We start from the raw sequence: 16,276 nt of genomic DNA, 5'->3' as shown, positions 1-16,276 counted from the left end.
ATTAAATAAAAGAGTCAAAGAAATGATGGAGTACGTCTACCAAGCCAGTCGAGATTACCGCTCCAATGAGCAAAGTGGTCAGGGTTGGCAAACTTCTCAAGGCTGAAAAAGCAGTCGGTGCTAATAACTGTTGCACTCGTTCACTAAGTTCCTGCTGATCCCAAAAGTAAGACATGGCCGCATTGTCATTGTGCATTTTCAGCTTAGCGACTTTGATCAAGGTGCTGGCAACATCGGTTTGTCTAGATTGTGTCGCCGCATACTGATCAGCTAGTTTTTCGGTGGCTAAGACAAAGTGTAACTTTATGGCCTTTGCCAGTGGATAAGGAAGATAGCAGCAAGCAAAAGAGACTATCGCCCGAGTAAAATTATCTCGTTTTTGCACATGAGATTGCTCGTGGGCAAGGATAATCTCTTCTTCCTGTTTTGAGGTGTTCTCAAGTAACCCCGTTGAGACATAAATCTTGGGGTTCAGCATGCCCACTGTGATAGCAAGCAACTCAGAGGTTTCAAGTAAACTCACGTTATCAGCTAATTTGCTGCTGACCGATAAACTCTGTATTCGTTTAGCGTAAATGACTTGTTCGAAATAGGCCTTGATCCACAATCCACTTGAGATCATTAACCATGTTCCTAACATAAGTAGCGAAAGGCCTTGCCATGATTGCCATTGAAACCAATCTAAATGATGCCAGTGTATAAGAGGTTCTAGAGCAAGCATTAAATGTAAATCAAACCAATGATCACTTAAACCAGACAACATCACTAGTAAGCCTGCAAGCCAAGGTGAGCACGCGCTTAAAAGAACAAGCCACTTTTGCTCTAGCGCAGATGACCGACGATACAGATAAAGAAGTACTGGCGAGAGCAATACCAAAGCGAAGCTGACAATGGCTCCGACCAGTAAGCTCATGCTCAACACATTGAAAAGTATCGCCAAGTTTCCAAACATCACTTCGATAACCCATTATCCTGTAGACGGCGCTGCTCAATAATATGTTCCAGCTGATTCAGGTCTTCCATACTCAACTCTGATGACAACGACACAAACGCTGCCATAAGACCCGTTTCATCACGACTGGTTTTAAAGTCGCTGGCGACATCCTTAATCAACTGAGCAATCAATTCCTCGCGCTCAACACGCGCTCGATATTGATAAGCATGACCTTGCTTAGACCGGCTCAGTAATTTTTTTTTGTACAATCGCTCTAAGGTGCTTTGAATAGTATTGAGCGAACTTTGACGCTCTTGGCTAAGAATAGCGTGTATTTGTTTTACATCCGCTTCCCCTTCTTGCCATAAGTAATTCAATACCAGTTTTTCAAGTTCACCTAAAACCATTGATACACTCCATTTGATAATTATTTATGCTCCCACAGAAAAAACCGATTGGCAATCGGTTTTTTGTAAGAGTAAGATCTAATGATCACCCCAAATGAGCCTATGACCATGTTTAGCCTATTAAAGAACGCAACCTATAGGAATCTGTTTTTGGCTCAAGTCATTGCGCTACTGGGCACAGGGTTCGCCACTATAGCCCTTGGATTACTTGCCTTTGAACTAGCGGAGGAAAATGCTGGATTGATATTAGGTACAGCGCTGTCGATTAAAATGATTGCCTATGTCTTTCTTAGTCCCATTGGCACCAGTCTGATTCGCCATTTACCTAGAAAAAAAGCACTTATTGCGCTGGATGTGATCCGCGCAGGCGTGGCCTTGATACTGCCGTTTGTTTCTGAGGTTTGGCATATCTTTGTACTAATTTTTTTACTACAGGCCACCTCTGCCTGCTTCACGCCCTTGTTTCAGGCGACTTTGCCAGACGTTCTACCCGACGAAGAGCAATACACCAAAGCCCTCTCTCTATCTCGCTTAGCCTATGATCTAGAAAATATACTCAGTCCAAGCCTCGCCGCACTGATTCTGCTATTCACCAGCTGGCACAGCCTGTTTTTAGGCACTACGGTAGGCTTTATCTTCTCAGCGTTATTGGTGCTGCAAGCGTCTTTACCTGTGGCTGAGAGCAATGCTGGAGCTCCTCAGCGTCGTTTTCTGGATAAAGTCACAAGAGGGATTCGCTTCTACTTGGCAACGCCACGATTAAAAGGGCTGCTGGCCATGAATATCGCTGTTACCGCAGCAGGCGCTATGGTGTTTATCAATACCGTCGTGATCGTTCAAGGGGAACTCGGCTTAAGCGAGCAAACAACGGCCACCACGATGATTTCCTTTGGTTGCGGCTCCATGTTTGCAGCCTTTGCCACACCTTGGCTGCTCAAACGACTATCAGAGCGAACTATTATGCTGATGGCCGCTACAATGTTAGTGGCCGGACTGATCATCACCTCAACGATAGAGACACTGAAGGGTATTATGATTATTTGGTGTGTGTTAGGCGCAGGTTATTCGTTTATTCAAACCCCATCGGGAAGATTGCTGAACCGATCCGCCCACAAAGAAGACAAGCCTGATTTGTTTGCCGCTCAGTTTTCCCTGTCCCATGGTTGCTGGCTAATTGCCTACCCCTTAGCGGGCTACCTCGGAGCAACGTATGGCATCGCTGTCACTTTCCAAATCTTTGCTGGGATTGCCTTGGCATCCATCCTATTGGCACTGCTTGTGTGGCCAAAAGAAAGCACCGCTGAGATGGAGCATTCACACGATGATCTGCCGCCTGAGCATCCGCATTTGAAGGATAAGCACAAAACGCATACACACACCTACGTAATTGATGATCTACATCATCATTGGCCGAAGTAGTGTCCAAGTCTTTTCGGCCATAGGCAATGAATCGAACGAGCTTTTCGGACATTAAGATTAACTTGTACCCTAGAACTGGACTTCCCAGACTTTACTAGACACCTATTAACGATCTTAAAATCAGGCGTTTAACGTCGAGTTTTATCGTCAGTTTGATACTCAATACCGGTTGGCTGTGATTCAAAAGAAACAATTGAGGGAGAAAATTCTAAATGAAAGCAGGCATCAAACTCTAAACCACTCTCGCACATTACTGTTGAAGAGTTCTTTCTACTCGCGAATTTGTAGATATTTTTGCTTGGACTTGGCTTACGCAAGTTGCGAGTGTACATACACCACACCTGTAAGTTGTAACTAAATAACAACTTAAACGTAGACTATGTCAGTCTTATGCTGCAAAGTTTGTCATCTTATGGTGGTTTTTTGTCACTTTATGGAGGAATTTACATTAGAAGAGTTAAGGTGGCATCTCCACCAGCCGCACCTCGGCACACGAGTCCACCGCTGTGGCTGCTTCCTTCCGGACCTGACCAGATTAACGGTTTATCGTTGCGAGGGGACCAGCGGAGACACCATAGAGGAGGCCCGTTGACCTTGGGACGCCATTATACGCACCCGACTTTAAAGCGCAACCCACTCTTTATATTTTTCAGTTGCTTAGGGCGATTTTCATATCTTCCCCTCTCCCTATTCAACATTAACCACTCTAGTTTCACGATTCATCGAAGTATCAAGATTGGTATCCGCGCTCGCTTCGAGTACCATACGCGCCATTATTGTTATGAGGACTTGTCATTGAAGCTGTTCGTTAAAAATCTCACCCATGTCGACTTATCTTACTTTTGCCCAGAGCGCGGCCTCTTGGGTGAAAGCTGGCACACGGATGTTGTATTAACCGGCAAACTCAATGATGAGAGTATGATTTGTGATTTCAGCATTGTTAAAAAGAAGATTAAGCAATGGTTGGATGCCCATATCGATCATACCTTAGCCATTCCTGCGCTAAACTCTGGTGCTGACATCACGACTCTGAGTGATGATCGTGTATCGTTTAATTTTCAACATGATGATGGACGTCAATTTCAGTGCATCGCACCAGCACAAGCGTTCTGCCAAATGCCTGTAGAACACATCACCCCTGAGAATGCAGCCGCATGGGTTGAGGCGCAAATCCTAGACCTTTTACCCGCAGAATTGGCCGCTGTTTCGATTCGCTTTTCTAAAGAACAAACCGATGCGCCCCAATACCAGTACAGCCACGGGCTAAAAAAACACGCAGGCAATTGTCAGCGTATCGCCCATGGTCATCGCTCTGTGATTGAGATTTATCGAAATGGCCAGCGGGATGAGGCGCTTGAAAAAGACTGGAGCCAACGTTGGGAAGACATCTATTTAGGTACGGAAGAAGATCTCATTGGGGTTATTGTAGAGGATGATTTACATTATCATCATTTCAGCTACGCCAGCGCTCAGGGCTTATTCGAGCTAAAAACCGATAGCCGTCGTTGTTATATGTTGGAAGTGGATACCACTGTGGAGTCATTATCCGATCATATTGCCCATACGCTGGCCAATGAAAATCCAGGCGATACCATTGAAGTACATGCCTTTGAAGGCATTGGTAAAGGCGCCATCTCAGAATGTAAGGTAGAAAAATGAGCTTAAAACCCTTTGAAATGTCGGCCAAAGGTACGGCTATTTCTCTAGACGAAATCTTTGCCAATATTAAAACCGACAAAGATGGCCTCATTGCCGCTATTGCCCAGCAGCACGACACAAAAGAAGTTTTGATGCTTGCTTATATGAACGAAGCCTCCATCCGTGAAACCCTCGAAACGGGTCACGTATGTTACTGGTCACGTTCTCGTCAAACCTACTGGCGTAAAGGGGAAAGCTCCGGCAACCGCCAAACACTGGTTTCCATGGCTTTTGATTGCGATGGTGATGCCATCTTGCTGCAAGTGGATCAAAAAGGGCCAGCCTGTCACACCAACCGCCGGGACTGTTTTTTCTTCCAAGTGAAAGATGGCCAAGTAATCGTCGAATCCGACCCAAAGTAGCCCAATAGCACGCACCAAAATGGACCGCCGCCTTTAAATCCTGCCCTAGCGGTCCACATTTCCCTAAAAAGTCTGACTTAACCTTGAATAAAGCATGACATAAATCATGCTTTATTTTGTCCAACTGGTTACTTTTAGCGCTATTAAAGCAACACATAGCAACAAATAGCACCAAGAAAATAACCACAACTATTTGAAAAATATAGAAAAAATGGACTTAAATTTGCAACTATGAGTATATAGAGGCAACACAGAAGGACATGTGGAGCATTTCAAAGCAAGAATTACATAATTACTAGGTGTCTATATGAGAAGTTTGTCAGTCAGAACGAAAATCCTCTCCCTCGTATTGCTGTTTACATTAGTCATACTCGCCACCACAGCGAACTCTGCACTAACCAGCAAATCCGTATCAAAAGATCTCCAAGCAGTGTCCACACAAAGCTTAGAATTGGTTAAAAACTTAGAGAAAGCACGTCAACTCTTACTTAAGCAAAGCGTAGAATTTGAACGCGGTTTTTTCCAGGTATCTATTGCCAAATCCATGGGTGGCTATGGGGTTGAGCTGATCGAAGAATCTGCCAACAACTTTCAAACCTACTCATCAGAGTTAAAGAATAGCTTAGAAGCCGTAAAAAACACGTTAACCGCCCTACCAGCCAATGAGCTGCTTGATACACTGGTGTCGCAAATCAGCGAACTGGAAACCGTGCAGTCTGACTTCCTATCTGCCAGCACAGAGACCTACGACTGGTGGATCAAACTCAAAACCATGCAAGCCAACAAAGCTCGCAAAGCTGCAGATGAAAACCTAGTTGTAATCAACAACAAAATGGAAGAGATCATTACCACCATCGATGCCTACAGCGAGCAGGTCTCTGCAGCACAAGGCGCTAAGCTAGATCAAGCACTGTACGCGAACTTTGGTTTAGCGGCAGTTCTTGTGGCGGTAGGAATTGTCTTCAGTATCATGATCATCAATGGCATCGCAGGCCCGCTTCGCAACGTTGTAAAACGTGCGGAAGAAATCGCAGCAGGCACCCTGACACGCAAAGACAAACCCACTACTCGTAAGGATGAAATCGGTTCTTTAGAGATGGCCTTTGACCGACTCGTGGATCAGCTTTCTGGCATTTTAGAAGACGTGTCTAAGTCCAGCCATGCTCTGACAGATGCAGCACACGATCTAAACCGAATCACTAATGACTCAGCCACAATGGTAGGTCAGCAACGTGCGGAAACCGCTCAAATTTCCAGTGCCATCCATGAAATCCAAGGTACTGCTGTACATGTCTCTGAGTCCACAACGGAAGCTAGTCAGGCAGCCCACTCTGCAGAGTCAGCGGCAGAAGACAGCACCCGTATTGTGGAATCAACCATCCGTACTATTGAGTCTTTAGCCACGGAAATTAGTGGCTCCTCTAACACCATATTAGAGTTAAAACAAAGCACCGATGAGATCAATAATATCTTGAATGTCATTCTAGGGATTGCAGAACAAACCAATCTATTGGCCTTAAACGCGGCCATTGAGGCTGCCCGCGCCGGTGAACAAGGTCGAGGTTTTGCCGTGGTGGCAGACGAAGTACGACACTTGGCACAAAACACCCAGAATGCCACACAACAGATTGAAACCATGATCCAGCAACTTCAATCTGGCACTACGGAAGCAGTACGTGCCATGAAAGCTAGCCACGAACGCTCTACCGAAGCGGTGAATCAAGTTCGTGAGGAAGGTGCGACCCTGTCTAATATCACCATTGCTATTTCACAGATTCGTGAAATGAACGATCTGATTTCGACCACAGCAGAAGAACAAGCTGCTGTCACGACGGAAGTCCGCCGCAACGTTGACACCATCACGGATATTGCTGAACGTACTAACGAGTCCATCAACGCTATCAGTGGTCGTGCGGATCAATTGGCGTCTCTTGCCACCTCCCTATCTAGCAAAATCAGCTACTTTAAGGTGTAATCGATATTCAGCCCGCAGACTCCTGCGGGCTTCTACTTCTGCTCAATCTTAGGAGTTCCTATGTGCCGTTGGATGGCCTATAAAGGCAAGCCAGTCTATTTAGAAGAATTACTGTTTCAACCGGACCACTCACTGATTCACCAAAGCCTGAGTGCTCGTAAATCAGAAGTCACCGTCAATGCGGATGGCTTTGGTTTGGGTTGGTACGATGAGCGAGAAGAACCAGGCCTGTATCATGAAATCCTCCCAGCTTGGAGCGACTGCAATCTAAAAAGTCTGGCTCGTCATATTAAGAGTGGACTCTTCTTTGCCCATGTACGCGCCTCCACGGGAGCCTCCACTGCACGGTCAAATTGCCATCCATTTAGTTATAACGAGTGGTTGTTTATGCACAATGGCCAAGTAGGTCAATACGATGAGCTACGTTGGCAAATTGAACGCTGCATCCCTGAAGAGCTCTATGGTCACCGCCGCGGCGGCACGGATTCAGAAGCCATCTTTTTGATGATGGTTGCGAACGGTTTAGAGCGTGATCCTAAAGTGGCCATTGAAACCACTTTGAACCAAATTTTAGACATGATGCACACCAAAGGCATCACAGACCCCCTACGTTTTACCAGCATACTCTCCCATGGCAGCAAAATGTGGGCAGTGCGCTTTTCCAGTGATGAACACGCTCCCTCTTTGTACTACAAACGTTTCGCAGAACATGTTGTGGTCGGCTCGGAGCCACTGGACTTGTCTGGGGATGGCTGGGAACAAGTTCAACCAGGCCATATTATGACCATTGAAGACCTGACCTTTCGTAGCGAGGCCATGTTTTAACAAGCGCCATACTCACCCGCAAAAAATCGCCCTATAAAAAAATGCGCCTCATTGGGCGCATTTTTATTGTGACTTTGCCAGTGTTACTTTACCCGTGATAGGAGATTAAGTGTCCACTTTTTCCGCGTCACGGTAAGCGTAGGTCGCATCGAAACGGGACTGGATCCAATCACCACTCAAAATAGGTGCGTATTTAGCGGGTGACGTAGAACTTTGGCATGTAGGCACACAGGCCACATTGGTTTCGTAATCTGGTTCAACAAAGAATGGGAAGGAGTAACGGTGTACACCTGTTTCAGAGGCACGAACTCGGTGTGCCGTGGACACATACTCATCATTAGTCCAGCGTTGCATAAGATCACCAATGTTAACCACTAGAGCACCTTCCATCGGTGTTGCTTGCACCCACTCCCCATTACGGTGTTTCACTTCCAGACCACCAATGTCATCTTGTAATAGCAAAGTCACACAGCCATAGTCGGTATGGGCGCCAGCGCCATTATCATGTTCAATACTTGGACGTGGTGGGTAATGGATCATGCGCAGTACGGTCACATGATCCGTAAAGCAACGGCTAAAGAAATCGGCTTCCAACTGCAGAGCTTCCGCCATGGCTTTCAGTAGATCCTGAGAGACACCAAAGGCCGTCACATAGTAATCATGCAGGGTTTCCATCACCACAGGATCTGTTGGATTCTGATTCGGCCCATACATTTTTGGGTATTTTTGTGCCAATGGATGATCTGCTGGTAAATCCAAAGCCATATCAAACGTTTCTTTCCAATCGGCCTTATGGACTTCGTCTAACTGCTCTTCACCGACACCGCCGTATCCACGGTGGTTAACGCTGTTTTTAATGTCAATTTTAACCTTATCTGCCGTAGGCTGAGCAAAAAAACGCTTCGCCGCGGACATCATGCGCTTAACCAAGGCTTGATCAATATCAGTATTAATAAGGTAAAAAAAGCCGATTTCTCGACAAGCTTTATCAAGCAGTTGTATTTGCTCAGCACGAATACCAGTGTCCGAACTCGTTAGCTTAGAGAAATCAATTAATGGAATGCCCATTGTTGCTCCGATCAGTCTTCATTTTGTCGTGATGCTAGATGTACTAGCTTGGTATGTTTGGGATTAAAGCGCTTTAGACCTGCTTCCGCGAAATCCACATAAATCATCTGTTTGCCATCCATCTCTTGGCGAACCACCACACCTTGTCCATATTGATCGTGGCGCACTTTATCTCCAGGCTTCAACCCACCCCGTAGGGCCTTAGGCGCATTAAAGGTTACCTCAGGAACACCTTCCGCCTGCCGCTGATAACGCTCTAAATGGCTGGCTAACTGGGCATTTAAAGGCTCTGCACCTCGGCTCCGGTCAAATACCTTTTGCACAACAGTGGGCTGAGCCTCAAACACAAAGCGAGACAAGCTTCCTTGTCGCGCCAGTTGGGAGCGTATGTTACCCGCCTGCAGTAGTTTGATGTCTTCGCCGCTCGGGCTTTCCAAAAACACCAAACGCTTACGCGCACGGGTCATGGCCACATAAAACAAACGGCGTTCCGCTTGCATTTGCGCCGCCGCTTGACGGTCAATGCCACTTAAATCCTCGTCATAATAAGGAAACCGCCCTTCCTGTAAGCCAGACATCATCACCAGATCAAACTCTAGGCCCTTGGCCTTGTGAATGGTCATAAGGTGCACCCCATGGGTGTGTTGGGAGTCCTGCTCATTAAGTTTGACCAATTGTGCAATAATCGTACCTGCATCGCTAGCCACGCCTCGAACATAACTCAAAAAAGCTTCGCAAGTGGCGATCTTTTCTTGGGTTTGAATATCCTTGCTACTGGTATTTTCAAAGTAACGATAGATCCCCAGTTTATCGATGGTGGCCAACAAACCTTGCTCTGGGGTTTTGTTATACAGAGTTAGACTTCGCAACCAGTCGGCACGTTCGGCGATTTTCTTGCCTTTCCAGCCTTCTTTTTGCTCTGAAAGGGCCACCAGCAAATCAGGAATCAGATGTGGGGCTTGACGAGCTTGGGTTAAAAGCCGACTGCGCTCTGCTGCCACATTGGTCACATTAGGGATAGTGACCAAATATTCGATGTCCGCCGGATCATAAAAGATAGAAGGATTTTGCAGACCACCCGCCATTACAGCCAAGTAGGCCATTAGCATGCGAATTTGCCGATTATCCAGTAAAGGAGAGTCCCCATGCAGTTGATAAGGCACTCCTTTATGCATCAGAGCGAGCTGCACTGGCACCATATCACTGTACAAACGCACCAAGACTGCGCTGCTTTCTAGGCTTTCACCGGCTTCATGCCAACGTTTTAACTCACGCATCAGGGCTTGGCCAGGTAAACTAGATTGGGCGAAATCAATCTCTGTGGCCGCCCCTTGGCCTATCACCATTTGTTCCGTCTGATTCTGGGACACCACACAGGTGGCCATCATGCCAACGCTATGACCAAATCTAAAGCTACAGGCTAACGGGTAAGACGCTACGTTTGGAAAGTCATCATCATACTGCTGGGCCATGATTTGCGGTGACGCCCCACGCCACTCATAAATACACTGTTGCACATCTCCCACGATCATCCATCGTGCAGCAGAACCATATAGAGCCTTCAGCAGTTCGTACTGACATGGATTGATGTCTTGAAATTCATCAATCAAAAGAAAGTCATATTCAGGTACCAGAGTGCGGATGTAATGACGCTGTGCTTCATCAGAGTTATCGATCAAGGCATAAGGGTCAGACAATAAATCAGAGAAAAAGCGCATCTTAGATTGACGGCGCAAATTCTCAAGTTGGTCATATAGATTAGGGAAGTAACGACATTCACGGGACCAACCACCCTCTTCATACACTTCTGTCGGGCTGATACTGGCGGCTTTCACTTGGTCTACAAACAGCAAGAAGTCTTCTAACCAGTCCCGTTCATCTTGGATTACCAAGTCGACATCTTTACGCTGTAATCGCTGGCGAGCCTCTCTAATGAGCTTGATCAACGAGAATTCATCTGTGATCAAGCGGGCTTCAGGCAAAATATTACGCTGCTCTAAGCGCTTGCATAAGCGCATACCAAAAGCATGAAAGGTCATTACTTGTGGTAAGCGGGCGCTGCCGCGCCCTTGTTGGGACAGCTTTAAGCGCTCCGTAAATTCTTCTTGGGCGCTTTTATTGAACATAAATACGCCAATCTTCTCCGGCGATACGCCTTGGTCAATCAGGTATTGGATACGCCCTATGAGAGTGGTGCTTTTGCCCGCCCCAGCGACCGCGATCACCTTTGCGTGCTGGTCGAGAGGATGTTCTATCACCGCCTGTTGTTCAGTGGTGTAAGAGTAGTTAAACAGGTTGGACATCAAACGGTATCAATCTAAGTAATTAGTCTTCAAACAGGTGGCCGATTTCCCGGAAAGCAAGATGTTCGCGGCCGGCGATTTTAGCCAGTGACTCACCGCAGACCACGAGACGACGTTGAAAGCGCGCAAAGAACACGCCATTTGCACGGGCCACAAGGGGATGGGCACTGTTTTCAACATCGTCACACATGAGGTCAACCACTTCACCGATCACCTCACCGGCTTCCACTTGTTCCCCTAGGGCTTTATGGAAGCATGCAATGCCTGCGACAGGGGCTTTCACCAAATCCATCGCATCGAGTGGATAATAGGTCACTTTAGAATCATCGATTTTAGGCGTTTTACCCTCAATCACACCCCGATAAATCAAATACTGATACAGCGCCTCGGCGTCTTTTTCTGCCAGCTCATGGGAGATATCATTTTCGCCACGAAGCTCAAGGGTTAAGGAGCGACAGCCCCAAGGCATCAAGTGGGCATAATGGGACTTTAATTGTCGCCAGACAGACACATTGGTCTCATCGAAAGACTGCACTCCGGTGTCCAATTCTGACAGGGCCACGTCTGCCTCGAGTAAACCCAGTAACGGACGAAAGTAGTCCTCAAACTCTTGGGCCACATAAGCGTGCATGCAGGCCTCACCAGAACAATGAAGATCAAGCACTTCATCGGCATCCATTGACAGTGCTAGCAAGGTTTTGCGTAACCCTTGTAACTCAGTCAACTCAGGCAAGTTAGCCAGCTCATGACGAATAGCCTGACGCACGAGGGTCACATTGGCTTCTATGTCCCCCGAGATCTGATCATTTACCACGCGAGCTACCTTGTCTCCGAGCTTCGGCCAATTGCGATTGAAGTTGCCGCCCCCATCAGAGAAAGCAAAGCGGCCGGGGATGTAACCATGGAAGTTTTGTCCTAGACCAATGGGATTAGCCACAGGCACCACGATCACCTCACCCTCGATGAGATCCTTCTCTTGCGCGATCTTGAGTTTTTTAATCAAGGTATTGAGTACCAAAAACCCCGGCCACTCATCCGCATGTAAGCCCGCCTGCAGGTAAATCTTTGGCCGAGCCCCTGGCGTGCCAAAATGATGAGCCTTAACTATGCGCTGAGTGCCAGGGGTGGCACTCGGAAGAGTATGGGAATATATCTGGTAACTCATGATCTAAACTTTCCCTTAATGCGTAATTCCGAACAGTCGTTTTTACGAAGTAATTATTGGAACGACATGGTACGCTAAAAGCGCTTTCGAATAAAAAATAAATCCTTGTAAGAAAAAGAATTTCTGCCCGTCTAACCCTGAGACGTCGACCATAGGAGCTAGGATGAAAACCTTTAATACCCTCAACTCAATCTGCCTAATAACACTAGGTATGAGTCTCCCCTTATACACCCAAGCCGCTAACCAAGACTGGACTGACACGGTCAATGCAGCCAATGGCCAAACCGTTTACTGGAATGCATGGGGGGGAGCAGACAATATTAATGGCTATATTCAGTGGGTCGCGGATCAAGTAGAAGCTAAATACAATATTGACCTTGAGCACGTAAAATTAACCGACACAGCCGATGCCGTTAACCGCGTTCTAGCGGAGAAAACCGCCGGTAAATCCTCTGATGGTTCCATTGACCTCATCTGGATTAACGGTGAGAACTTCCGTGCCATGAAAGACAACGGCCTTCTTTACGGCCCGTTCGCAAACGACTTACCTAATTACAAAGCCTATGTGAACCCTGAAGCGCGACAAAGCTTGACCCAAGATTTCGGTACTGCGGTGGATGGCATGGAATCTCCTTGGGGCATGGCCCAAGTGATCTTTATGTATGACACGGCGCAACTTAGTCAACCCCCTAAATCCATGGGGCAGCTACTGGCCTACGCTAAGGCACACCCCGGTCGCATCAGTTACCCTGAACCTCCTCAGTTCCTAGGTTCCACCTTTTTAAAACAAGCGCTTCACGAGCTAACACCCCACAAAGCTGCTTTGTTACAGCCAGTGAATACCATTGATTTCGATAAGGTCACACAACCCTTGTGGGACTACTTAGATCAATTACATGACGTCGCATGGCGCAGTGGTGAAGTATTCCCTTCCTCAGCAGAGGAAATGATGCGCTTGCTTGATGACGGGGAAATTGACGTGGCGTTGAGCTTTGATGTCTCTGCCGCTACGGTGCAGATTGATCAAGGTAATTTGCCAGAGACTGTGCGCTCCTATGTATTCACCCATGGCACCATCGGCAACACTCACTTTGTTGCCATTCCTTACAACTCAGGCGCCACGGAAGGAGCTCAGGTAGTGGCTAACTTCCTACTGTCCCCTGAAGCGCAAGCCTATAAACAAAATCCCACCGTTTGGGGGGACTTGAGTGTGTTGGACTACAACAAACTAAGTAATGATCAGCAACAATTGTTTGACCAGTTACCAAGCGGTATTGCGACACTCTCAATCGAAGAACTCGGTACCACCTTACCAGAGCCTCACAGCTCTTGGATGGAAGCCTTAGAGAAAGAATGGCGTAGCCGCTACGCTAACTAATGGCGCGTCTTCCTTCTATTGTAAAAAGGTTATCTTGGATCTTACTGGGAGTGCTCTGCACTCCCATATTGGTCGGTGTCACAGGTGTCTTGTTGCCCAGCTTTGGCGTAGAACCTGCTTTTGGACGCTATGCACTTAACCTCTCCCACTGGCATGCATTAGGGCTAGAACCAGAGTTTTGGTCTGGGTTATGGCTCAGCATTAGCTCAGGATTCTTGGCGACCCTATTGGCCTATTGGTTCGCCTCCAGCCTGCTGGTGTCCTGCTATCACAGGCCATGGTTTCAACGTCTACAGTCGTTTATTACGCCGATCTTATCCATCCCCCATGCTGCCATGACCATTGGGCTGTTGTTCCTTCTTGCCCCCTCAGGCTGGTTAGCACGTTGGTTCAGCCCATGGTTGACAGGATGGGACCGACCACCAAATTTACTGACCACCCAAGACCCTTTTGGCATTTCTCTGATCCTCGCGCTCGTCATCAAAGAAATGCCTTATCTATTATTTGCTCTATTAGCGGCGGTCACACAATTGCAACCTAATCAGCACATTGATACCGCTCGTTTACTGGGGTACCAACGTACCACTGCTTGGCATTTTATTGTCTTACCACGGCTCTATCCCTTAATTCGCTTACCGATTTTTATTGTGCTGGCATTCAATTTAACCGTGGTGGATGTGGCTATGATTATTGGCCCCAATACCCCTTCAACCTTGGCTGTGACGCTACTACGCTGGTTTAATGACCCTTCTCTAGCAATGGGAGGTATCGCCAGTGCTGCAGCCATTGTTTTAGCTCTGGCAGTCGTGATCACTATGCTGGTTTGGCATGGCTTAGCAAAATCAATGATTGCCCTGCGCCATCGTCAATCTCTAGTGGGCAAACGCCGCAGCGAGACACAGTTGATCACTCATGTGGGTACGGCAGGAGCCTATATTACCCTCGCCCTTTCCCTGCTCACTCTGTTGATACTGCCCCTCTGGGCCTTTACGCGTCGCTGGCGCTTTCCTGATAGCTTGCCCAACACTTGGACCAGTGACAATGTCACCAGAGCCAGCCGTTCATTGATTGAACTCGGTGGGCAATCTTTGTCCTTAGCGCTCGTCTCAACCACACTGGCCCTTGCCATCACTCTGGTATTTTTAGAGCGATCTCACGCTAAAAAGGCCTTTGGGCACCTGGTCGACAAACTCATGTATGTGCCGATAATTTTGCCGCAAATCACGCTTCTATTTGGGGTACAAGTAGGTTTATTGTGGCTAAACCTCCATGGCACTTGGTGGAGCGTGGTAGCGCTTCATACTTTGTATGTAGCGCCCTATGTGTACTTAACTTTAAAAGGCCCTTATCTGGCTTATGATCAACGCTACGTTGAACAAGCCAATCGCTTACGTCAAACACCTTTGCGTAATTATGTGGACATCAAGTTAGCCATGTTAAAAGCCCCTCTGTGGGCCACTTTTGCCATCGGTTTTTCGGTCAGTATCGCCCAGTACTTACCCACATTGATGGCAGGAGAAGGCCGTATTACCACCCTTACCACGGAAGCCGTGTCTCGCGCTGCCAGTGGCGATCGCAAGCTGGTGAGCGTGTTAGCCTTAGTACAATCCCTATTACCGTTAATGGTCTTTTTAATGGCCATGGTGATCCCAAAATACTGGACACCTGTACGACTCTCTTTAAGGAAACGCTTGTGTTAACTCTGTCGAATGTGTCTCTGACATTGAATAACGAATATCTGATTAAAGACTTTAGTGCCGAAATCAGTGCAGGAAAGGTATTAGCCGTAATGGGGCCAAGTGGCGTGGGTAAATCCAGCCTATTAGCCTATGTGTCTGGCACCCTAGCACCCGAAATACAGGGCAGCGGATCAGTCACACTGGACCACACTGAACTCACACAAGTCGCCACTGAACAGCGACGACTTGGACTTTTACAACAAGCCCCCCTGCTGTTCCCTCACCTTAGTGTGATGGAAAATGTTTTGTTCGCCATACCGAGAGAAGTCAGTAAATCTTTACGACGGGAACAAGCCAAGGCGGCGTTAGCAAGCGTAGGGTTAGAGCAGCATGAAAATAAACTTCCGGAGCAACTCTCAGGAGGGCAACAAGCGCGCTTGGCATTAATCAGAACCTTGAGCGCCAAGCCACAGGCTTTGTTGTTAGATGAGCCCTTTAGCAAATTGGACAAGGCTCTGCGACAAGACATGCGTGAGTTGGTTATGAAGGCCGTCTGCACACACCAGATCCCAGCGATTCTTGTGACCCATGACGAGGATGATGCCCGCGCCATGGCCTTTCAAACCTGCTATTTGTCTGGTGCATCCAACACATAAATAGCCGTACCGCTCAGGTCGGCAGAATGAATGGTGAAGCTAGTACCAAGGCCGCTGGAAAAGCCCCTTGAGCCTCCAGAGATCCCTGTTGAAACCCCAGTGCTAACACCCCCGGTCCCATTCGCACCTTTGATAATGACGCCATTTGCACCCAGTTTTGCCGCCTCTTCTACTAACTCTTCTGTGGCAGCATCCACGCGACCCTGTTGTGAAAAGCCACGACTACTGGAAGCGGTGACCGTTGCGATCACTTCATAATCACGCTTAGGCGCTTCGGAATACACAGTGACCTCAGTGGGATCAACCGCAGGACGCTCAGTCCCAGTCACCACATGTGAGCTGGAAGCACAGGCAGACAATATAAAAGCCGCACCGATACCACTTAAAATTTTTAGCTTATTCATATA

At 47.5% G+C, this 16,276-nt stretch carries 14 protein-coding genes and 1 other RNA gene; 8 read left to right on the top strand and 7 right to left on the bottom strand.

Features of this window, described 5'->3' with window-relative positions:
* Window position 1: 1 nt before the first annotated feature.
* Window positions 2–913, bottom strand: coding sequence for a M56 family metallopeptidase (locus tag ACFQ45_RS09680; protein ID WP_377367092.1), 912 nt, complete (start codon window positions 911–913; stop codon window positions 2–4).
* Window positions 914–951: 38 nt separating this feature from the next.
* Window positions 952–1,341, bottom strand: a complete 390-nt coding sequence (locus tag ACFQ45_RS09675) for a BlaI/MecI/CopY family transcriptional regulator (protein ID WP_377367090.1) — start codon at window positions 1,339–1,341, stop codon at window positions 952–954.
* 81 nt (window positions 1,342–1,422) lie between these two features.
* Between ACFQ45_RS09675 and ACFQ45_RS09670 the strand changes: the two genes are divergently transcribed.
* Window positions 1,423–2,760: an MFS transporter gene (locus tag ACFQ45_RS09670; RefSeq protein WP_452600454.1), complete on the top strand. Its 1,338-nt coding sequence runs from the start codon at window positions 1,423–1,425 to the stop codon at window positions 2,758–2,760.
* Window positions 2,761–3,229: 469 nt separating this feature from the next.
* On the opposite strand, the gene ffs is transcribed toward ACFQ45_RS09670, so the two are convergent.
* Window positions 3,230–3,326, bottom strand: an RNA gene (gene ffs, locus ACFQ45_RS09665) — signal recognition particle sRNA small type.
* Between the two features lie 229 nt (window positions 3,327–3,555).
* Here ffs and ACFQ45_RS09660 point away from each other — a divergent pair.
* The 4 genes from ACFQ45_RS09660 (at window position 3,556) to ACFQ45_RS09645 (ending at window position 7,620) form a co-directional block, all read left to right on the top strand.
* Window positions 3,556–4,419, top strand: coding sequence for a 6-carboxytetrahydropterin synthase (locus ACFQ45_RS09660; protein ID WP_377367088.1), 864 nt, complete (start codon window positions 3,556–3,558; stop codon window positions 4,417–4,419).
* Complete coding sequence (gene hisI, locus ACFQ45_RS09655) at window positions 4,416–4,820, top strand: phosphoribosyl-AMP cyclohydrolase (protein ID WP_377367087.1); 405 nt, start codon at window positions 4,416–4,418, stop codon at window positions 4,818–4,820. The genes ACFQ45_RS09660 and hisI overlap by 4 nt, the downstream gene beginning before the upstream one ends.
* Window positions 4,821–5,127: 307 nt before the next feature.
* Window positions 5,128–6,795: a methyl-accepting chemotaxis protein gene (locus tag ACFQ45_RS09650; RefSeq protein ID WP_377367085.1), complete on the top strand. Its 1,668-nt coding sequence runs from the start codon at window positions 5,128–5,130 to the stop codon at window positions 6,793–6,795.
* Between the two features lie 60 nt (window positions 6,796–6,855).
* Window positions 6,856–7,620 carry a class II glutamine amidotransferase gene (locus ACFQ45_RS09645; RefSeq protein WP_377367083.1) on the top strand — a complete coding sequence of 255 codons (765 nt, stop codon included), beginning with the start codon at window positions 6,856–6,858 and terminating at the stop codon, window positions 7,618–7,620.
* 105 nt (window positions 7,621–7,725) lie between these two features.
* Here the strand turns inward: ACFQ45_RS09645 and ACFQ45_RS09640 are convergent, their stop codons facing one another.
* From ACFQ45_RS09640 to ACFQ45_RS09630, 3 genes are read right to left on the bottom strand one after another with little or no spacing between them, the layout of a single operon-like run.
* Window positions 7,726–8,688: an isopenicillin N synthase family dioxygenase gene (locus ACFQ45_RS09640; RefSeq protein ID WP_377367081.1), complete on the bottom strand. Its 963-nt coding sequence runs from the start codon at window positions 8,686–8,688 to the stop codon at window positions 7,726–7,728.
* A gap of 11 nt (window positions 8,689–8,699) precedes the next feature.
* A complete protein-coding gene (locus ACFQ45_RS09635) occupies window positions 8,700–10,991 on the bottom strand; it encodes an ATP-dependent helicase (protein WP_377367079.1) in 2,292 nt (763 codons plus the stop codon).
* A gap of 22 nt (window positions 10,992–11,013) precedes the next feature.
* Window positions 11,014–12,156, bottom strand: a complete 1,143-nt coding sequence (locus tag ACFQ45_RS09630; RefSeq protein ID WP_377367077.1) for a succinylglutamate desuccinylase/aspartoacylase family protein — start codon at window positions 12,154–12,156, stop codon at window positions 11,014–11,016.
* A 163-nt stretch (window positions 12,157–12,319) separates the two neighbouring features.
* On the opposite strand from ACFQ45_RS09630, the gene ACFQ45_RS09625 reads away from it, so the two are divergent.
* From ACFQ45_RS09625 to ACFQ45_RS09615, 3 genes are read left to right on the top strand one after another with little or no spacing between them, the layout of a single operon-like run.
* The gene (locus ACFQ45_RS09625) at window positions 12,320–13,534 is read left to right on the top strand and encodes an ABC transporter substrate-binding protein (RefSeq protein ID WP_377367075.1); all 1,215 of its coding nucleotides are present in this window, start codon (window positions 12,320–12,322) and stop codon (window positions 13,532–13,534) included.
* Window positions 13,535–13,584: 50 nt separating this feature from the next.
* Window positions 13,585–15,234 (top strand): ABC transporter permease, encoded by a 1,650-nt coding sequence (locus tag ACFQ45_RS09620; RefSeq protein ID WP_377367073.1) that lies wholly within the window; start codon window positions 13,585–13,587, stop codon window positions 15,232–15,234.
* Window positions 15,228–15,869, top strand: a complete 642-nt coding sequence (locus ACFQ45_RS09615; RefSeq protein WP_377367071.1) for an ATP-binding cassette domain-containing protein — start codon at window positions 15,228–15,230, stop codon at window positions 15,867–15,869. The genes ACFQ45_RS09620 and ACFQ45_RS09615 overlap by 7 nt, the downstream gene beginning before the upstream one ends.
* Here the strand turns inward: ACFQ45_RS09615 and ACFQ45_RS09610 are convergent.
* Window positions 15,842–16,273 carry a YajG family lipoprotein gene (locus ACFQ45_RS09610; protein WP_377367069.1) on the bottom strand — a complete coding sequence of 144 codons (432 nt, stop codon included), beginning with the start codon at window positions 16,271–16,273 and terminating at the stop codon, window positions 15,842–15,844. The genes ACFQ45_RS09615 and ACFQ45_RS09610 overlap by 28 nt on opposite strands.
* Window positions 16,274–16,276 lie beyond the last annotated feature (3 nt).

Origin of the sequence: Rhodanobacter aciditrophus (assembly GCF_042679525.1) — a bacterium.
GTDB lineage: Bacteria > Pseudomonadota > Gammaproteobacteria > Pseudomonadales > Marinomonadaceae > Marinomonas > Marinomonas aciditrophus.
The sequence above is the reverse complement of the archived record's forward strand: the minus strand, read 5'-3'. Positions and strand labels throughout refer to the sequence as shown.

Excerpts from the sequence above, each read along its gene's own strand:
- ACFQ45_RS09650 (WP_377367085.1), top strand. The coding sequence starts at position 5,128 with ATGAGAAGTTTGTCAGTCAGAACGAAAATCCTCTCCCTCGTATTGCTG.
- ACFQ45_RS09680 (WP_377367092.1), bottom strand. The coding sequence starts at position 913 with ATGAGCTTACTGGTCGGAGCCATTGTCAGCTTCGCTTTGGTATTGCTC.
- ACFQ45_RS09635 (WP_377367079.1), bottom strand. The coding sequence starts at position 10,991 with ATGTCCAACCTGTTTAACTACTCTTACACCACTGAACAACAGGCGGTG.
- ACFQ45_RS09640 (WP_377367081.1), bottom strand. The coding sequence starts at position 8,688 with ATGGGCATTCCATTAATTGATTTCTCTAAGCTAACGAGTTCGGACACT.
- ACFQ45_RS09625 (WP_377367075.1), top strand. The coding sequence starts at position 12,320 with ATGAAAACCTTTAATACCCTCAACTCAATCTGCCTAATAACACTAGGT.
- ACFQ45_RS09670 (WP_452600454.1), top strand. The coding sequence starts at position 1,423 with ATGATCACCCCAAATGAGCCTATGACCATGTTTAGCCTATTAAAGAAC.
- ACFQ45_RS09630 (WP_377367077.1), bottom strand. The coding sequence starts at position 12,156 with ATGAGTTACCAGATATATTCCCATACTCTTCCGAGTGCCACCCCTGGC.
- hisI (WP_377367087.1), top strand. The coding sequence starts at position 4,416 with ATGAGCTTAAAACCCTTTGAAATGTCGGCCAAAGGTACGGCTATTTCT.
- ACFQ45_RS09645 (WP_377367083.1), top strand. The coding sequence starts at position 6,856 with ATGTGCCGTTGGATGGCCTATAAAGGCAAGCCAGTCTATTTAGAAGAA.
- ACFQ45_RS09675 (WP_377367090.1), bottom strand. The coding sequence starts at position 1,341 with ATGGTTTTAGGTGAACTTGAAAAACTGGTATTGAATTACTTATGGCAA.
- ACFQ45_RS09610 (WP_377367069.1), bottom strand. The coding sequence starts at position 16,273 with ATGAATAAGCTAAAAATTTTAAGTGGTATCGGTGCGGCTTTTATATTG.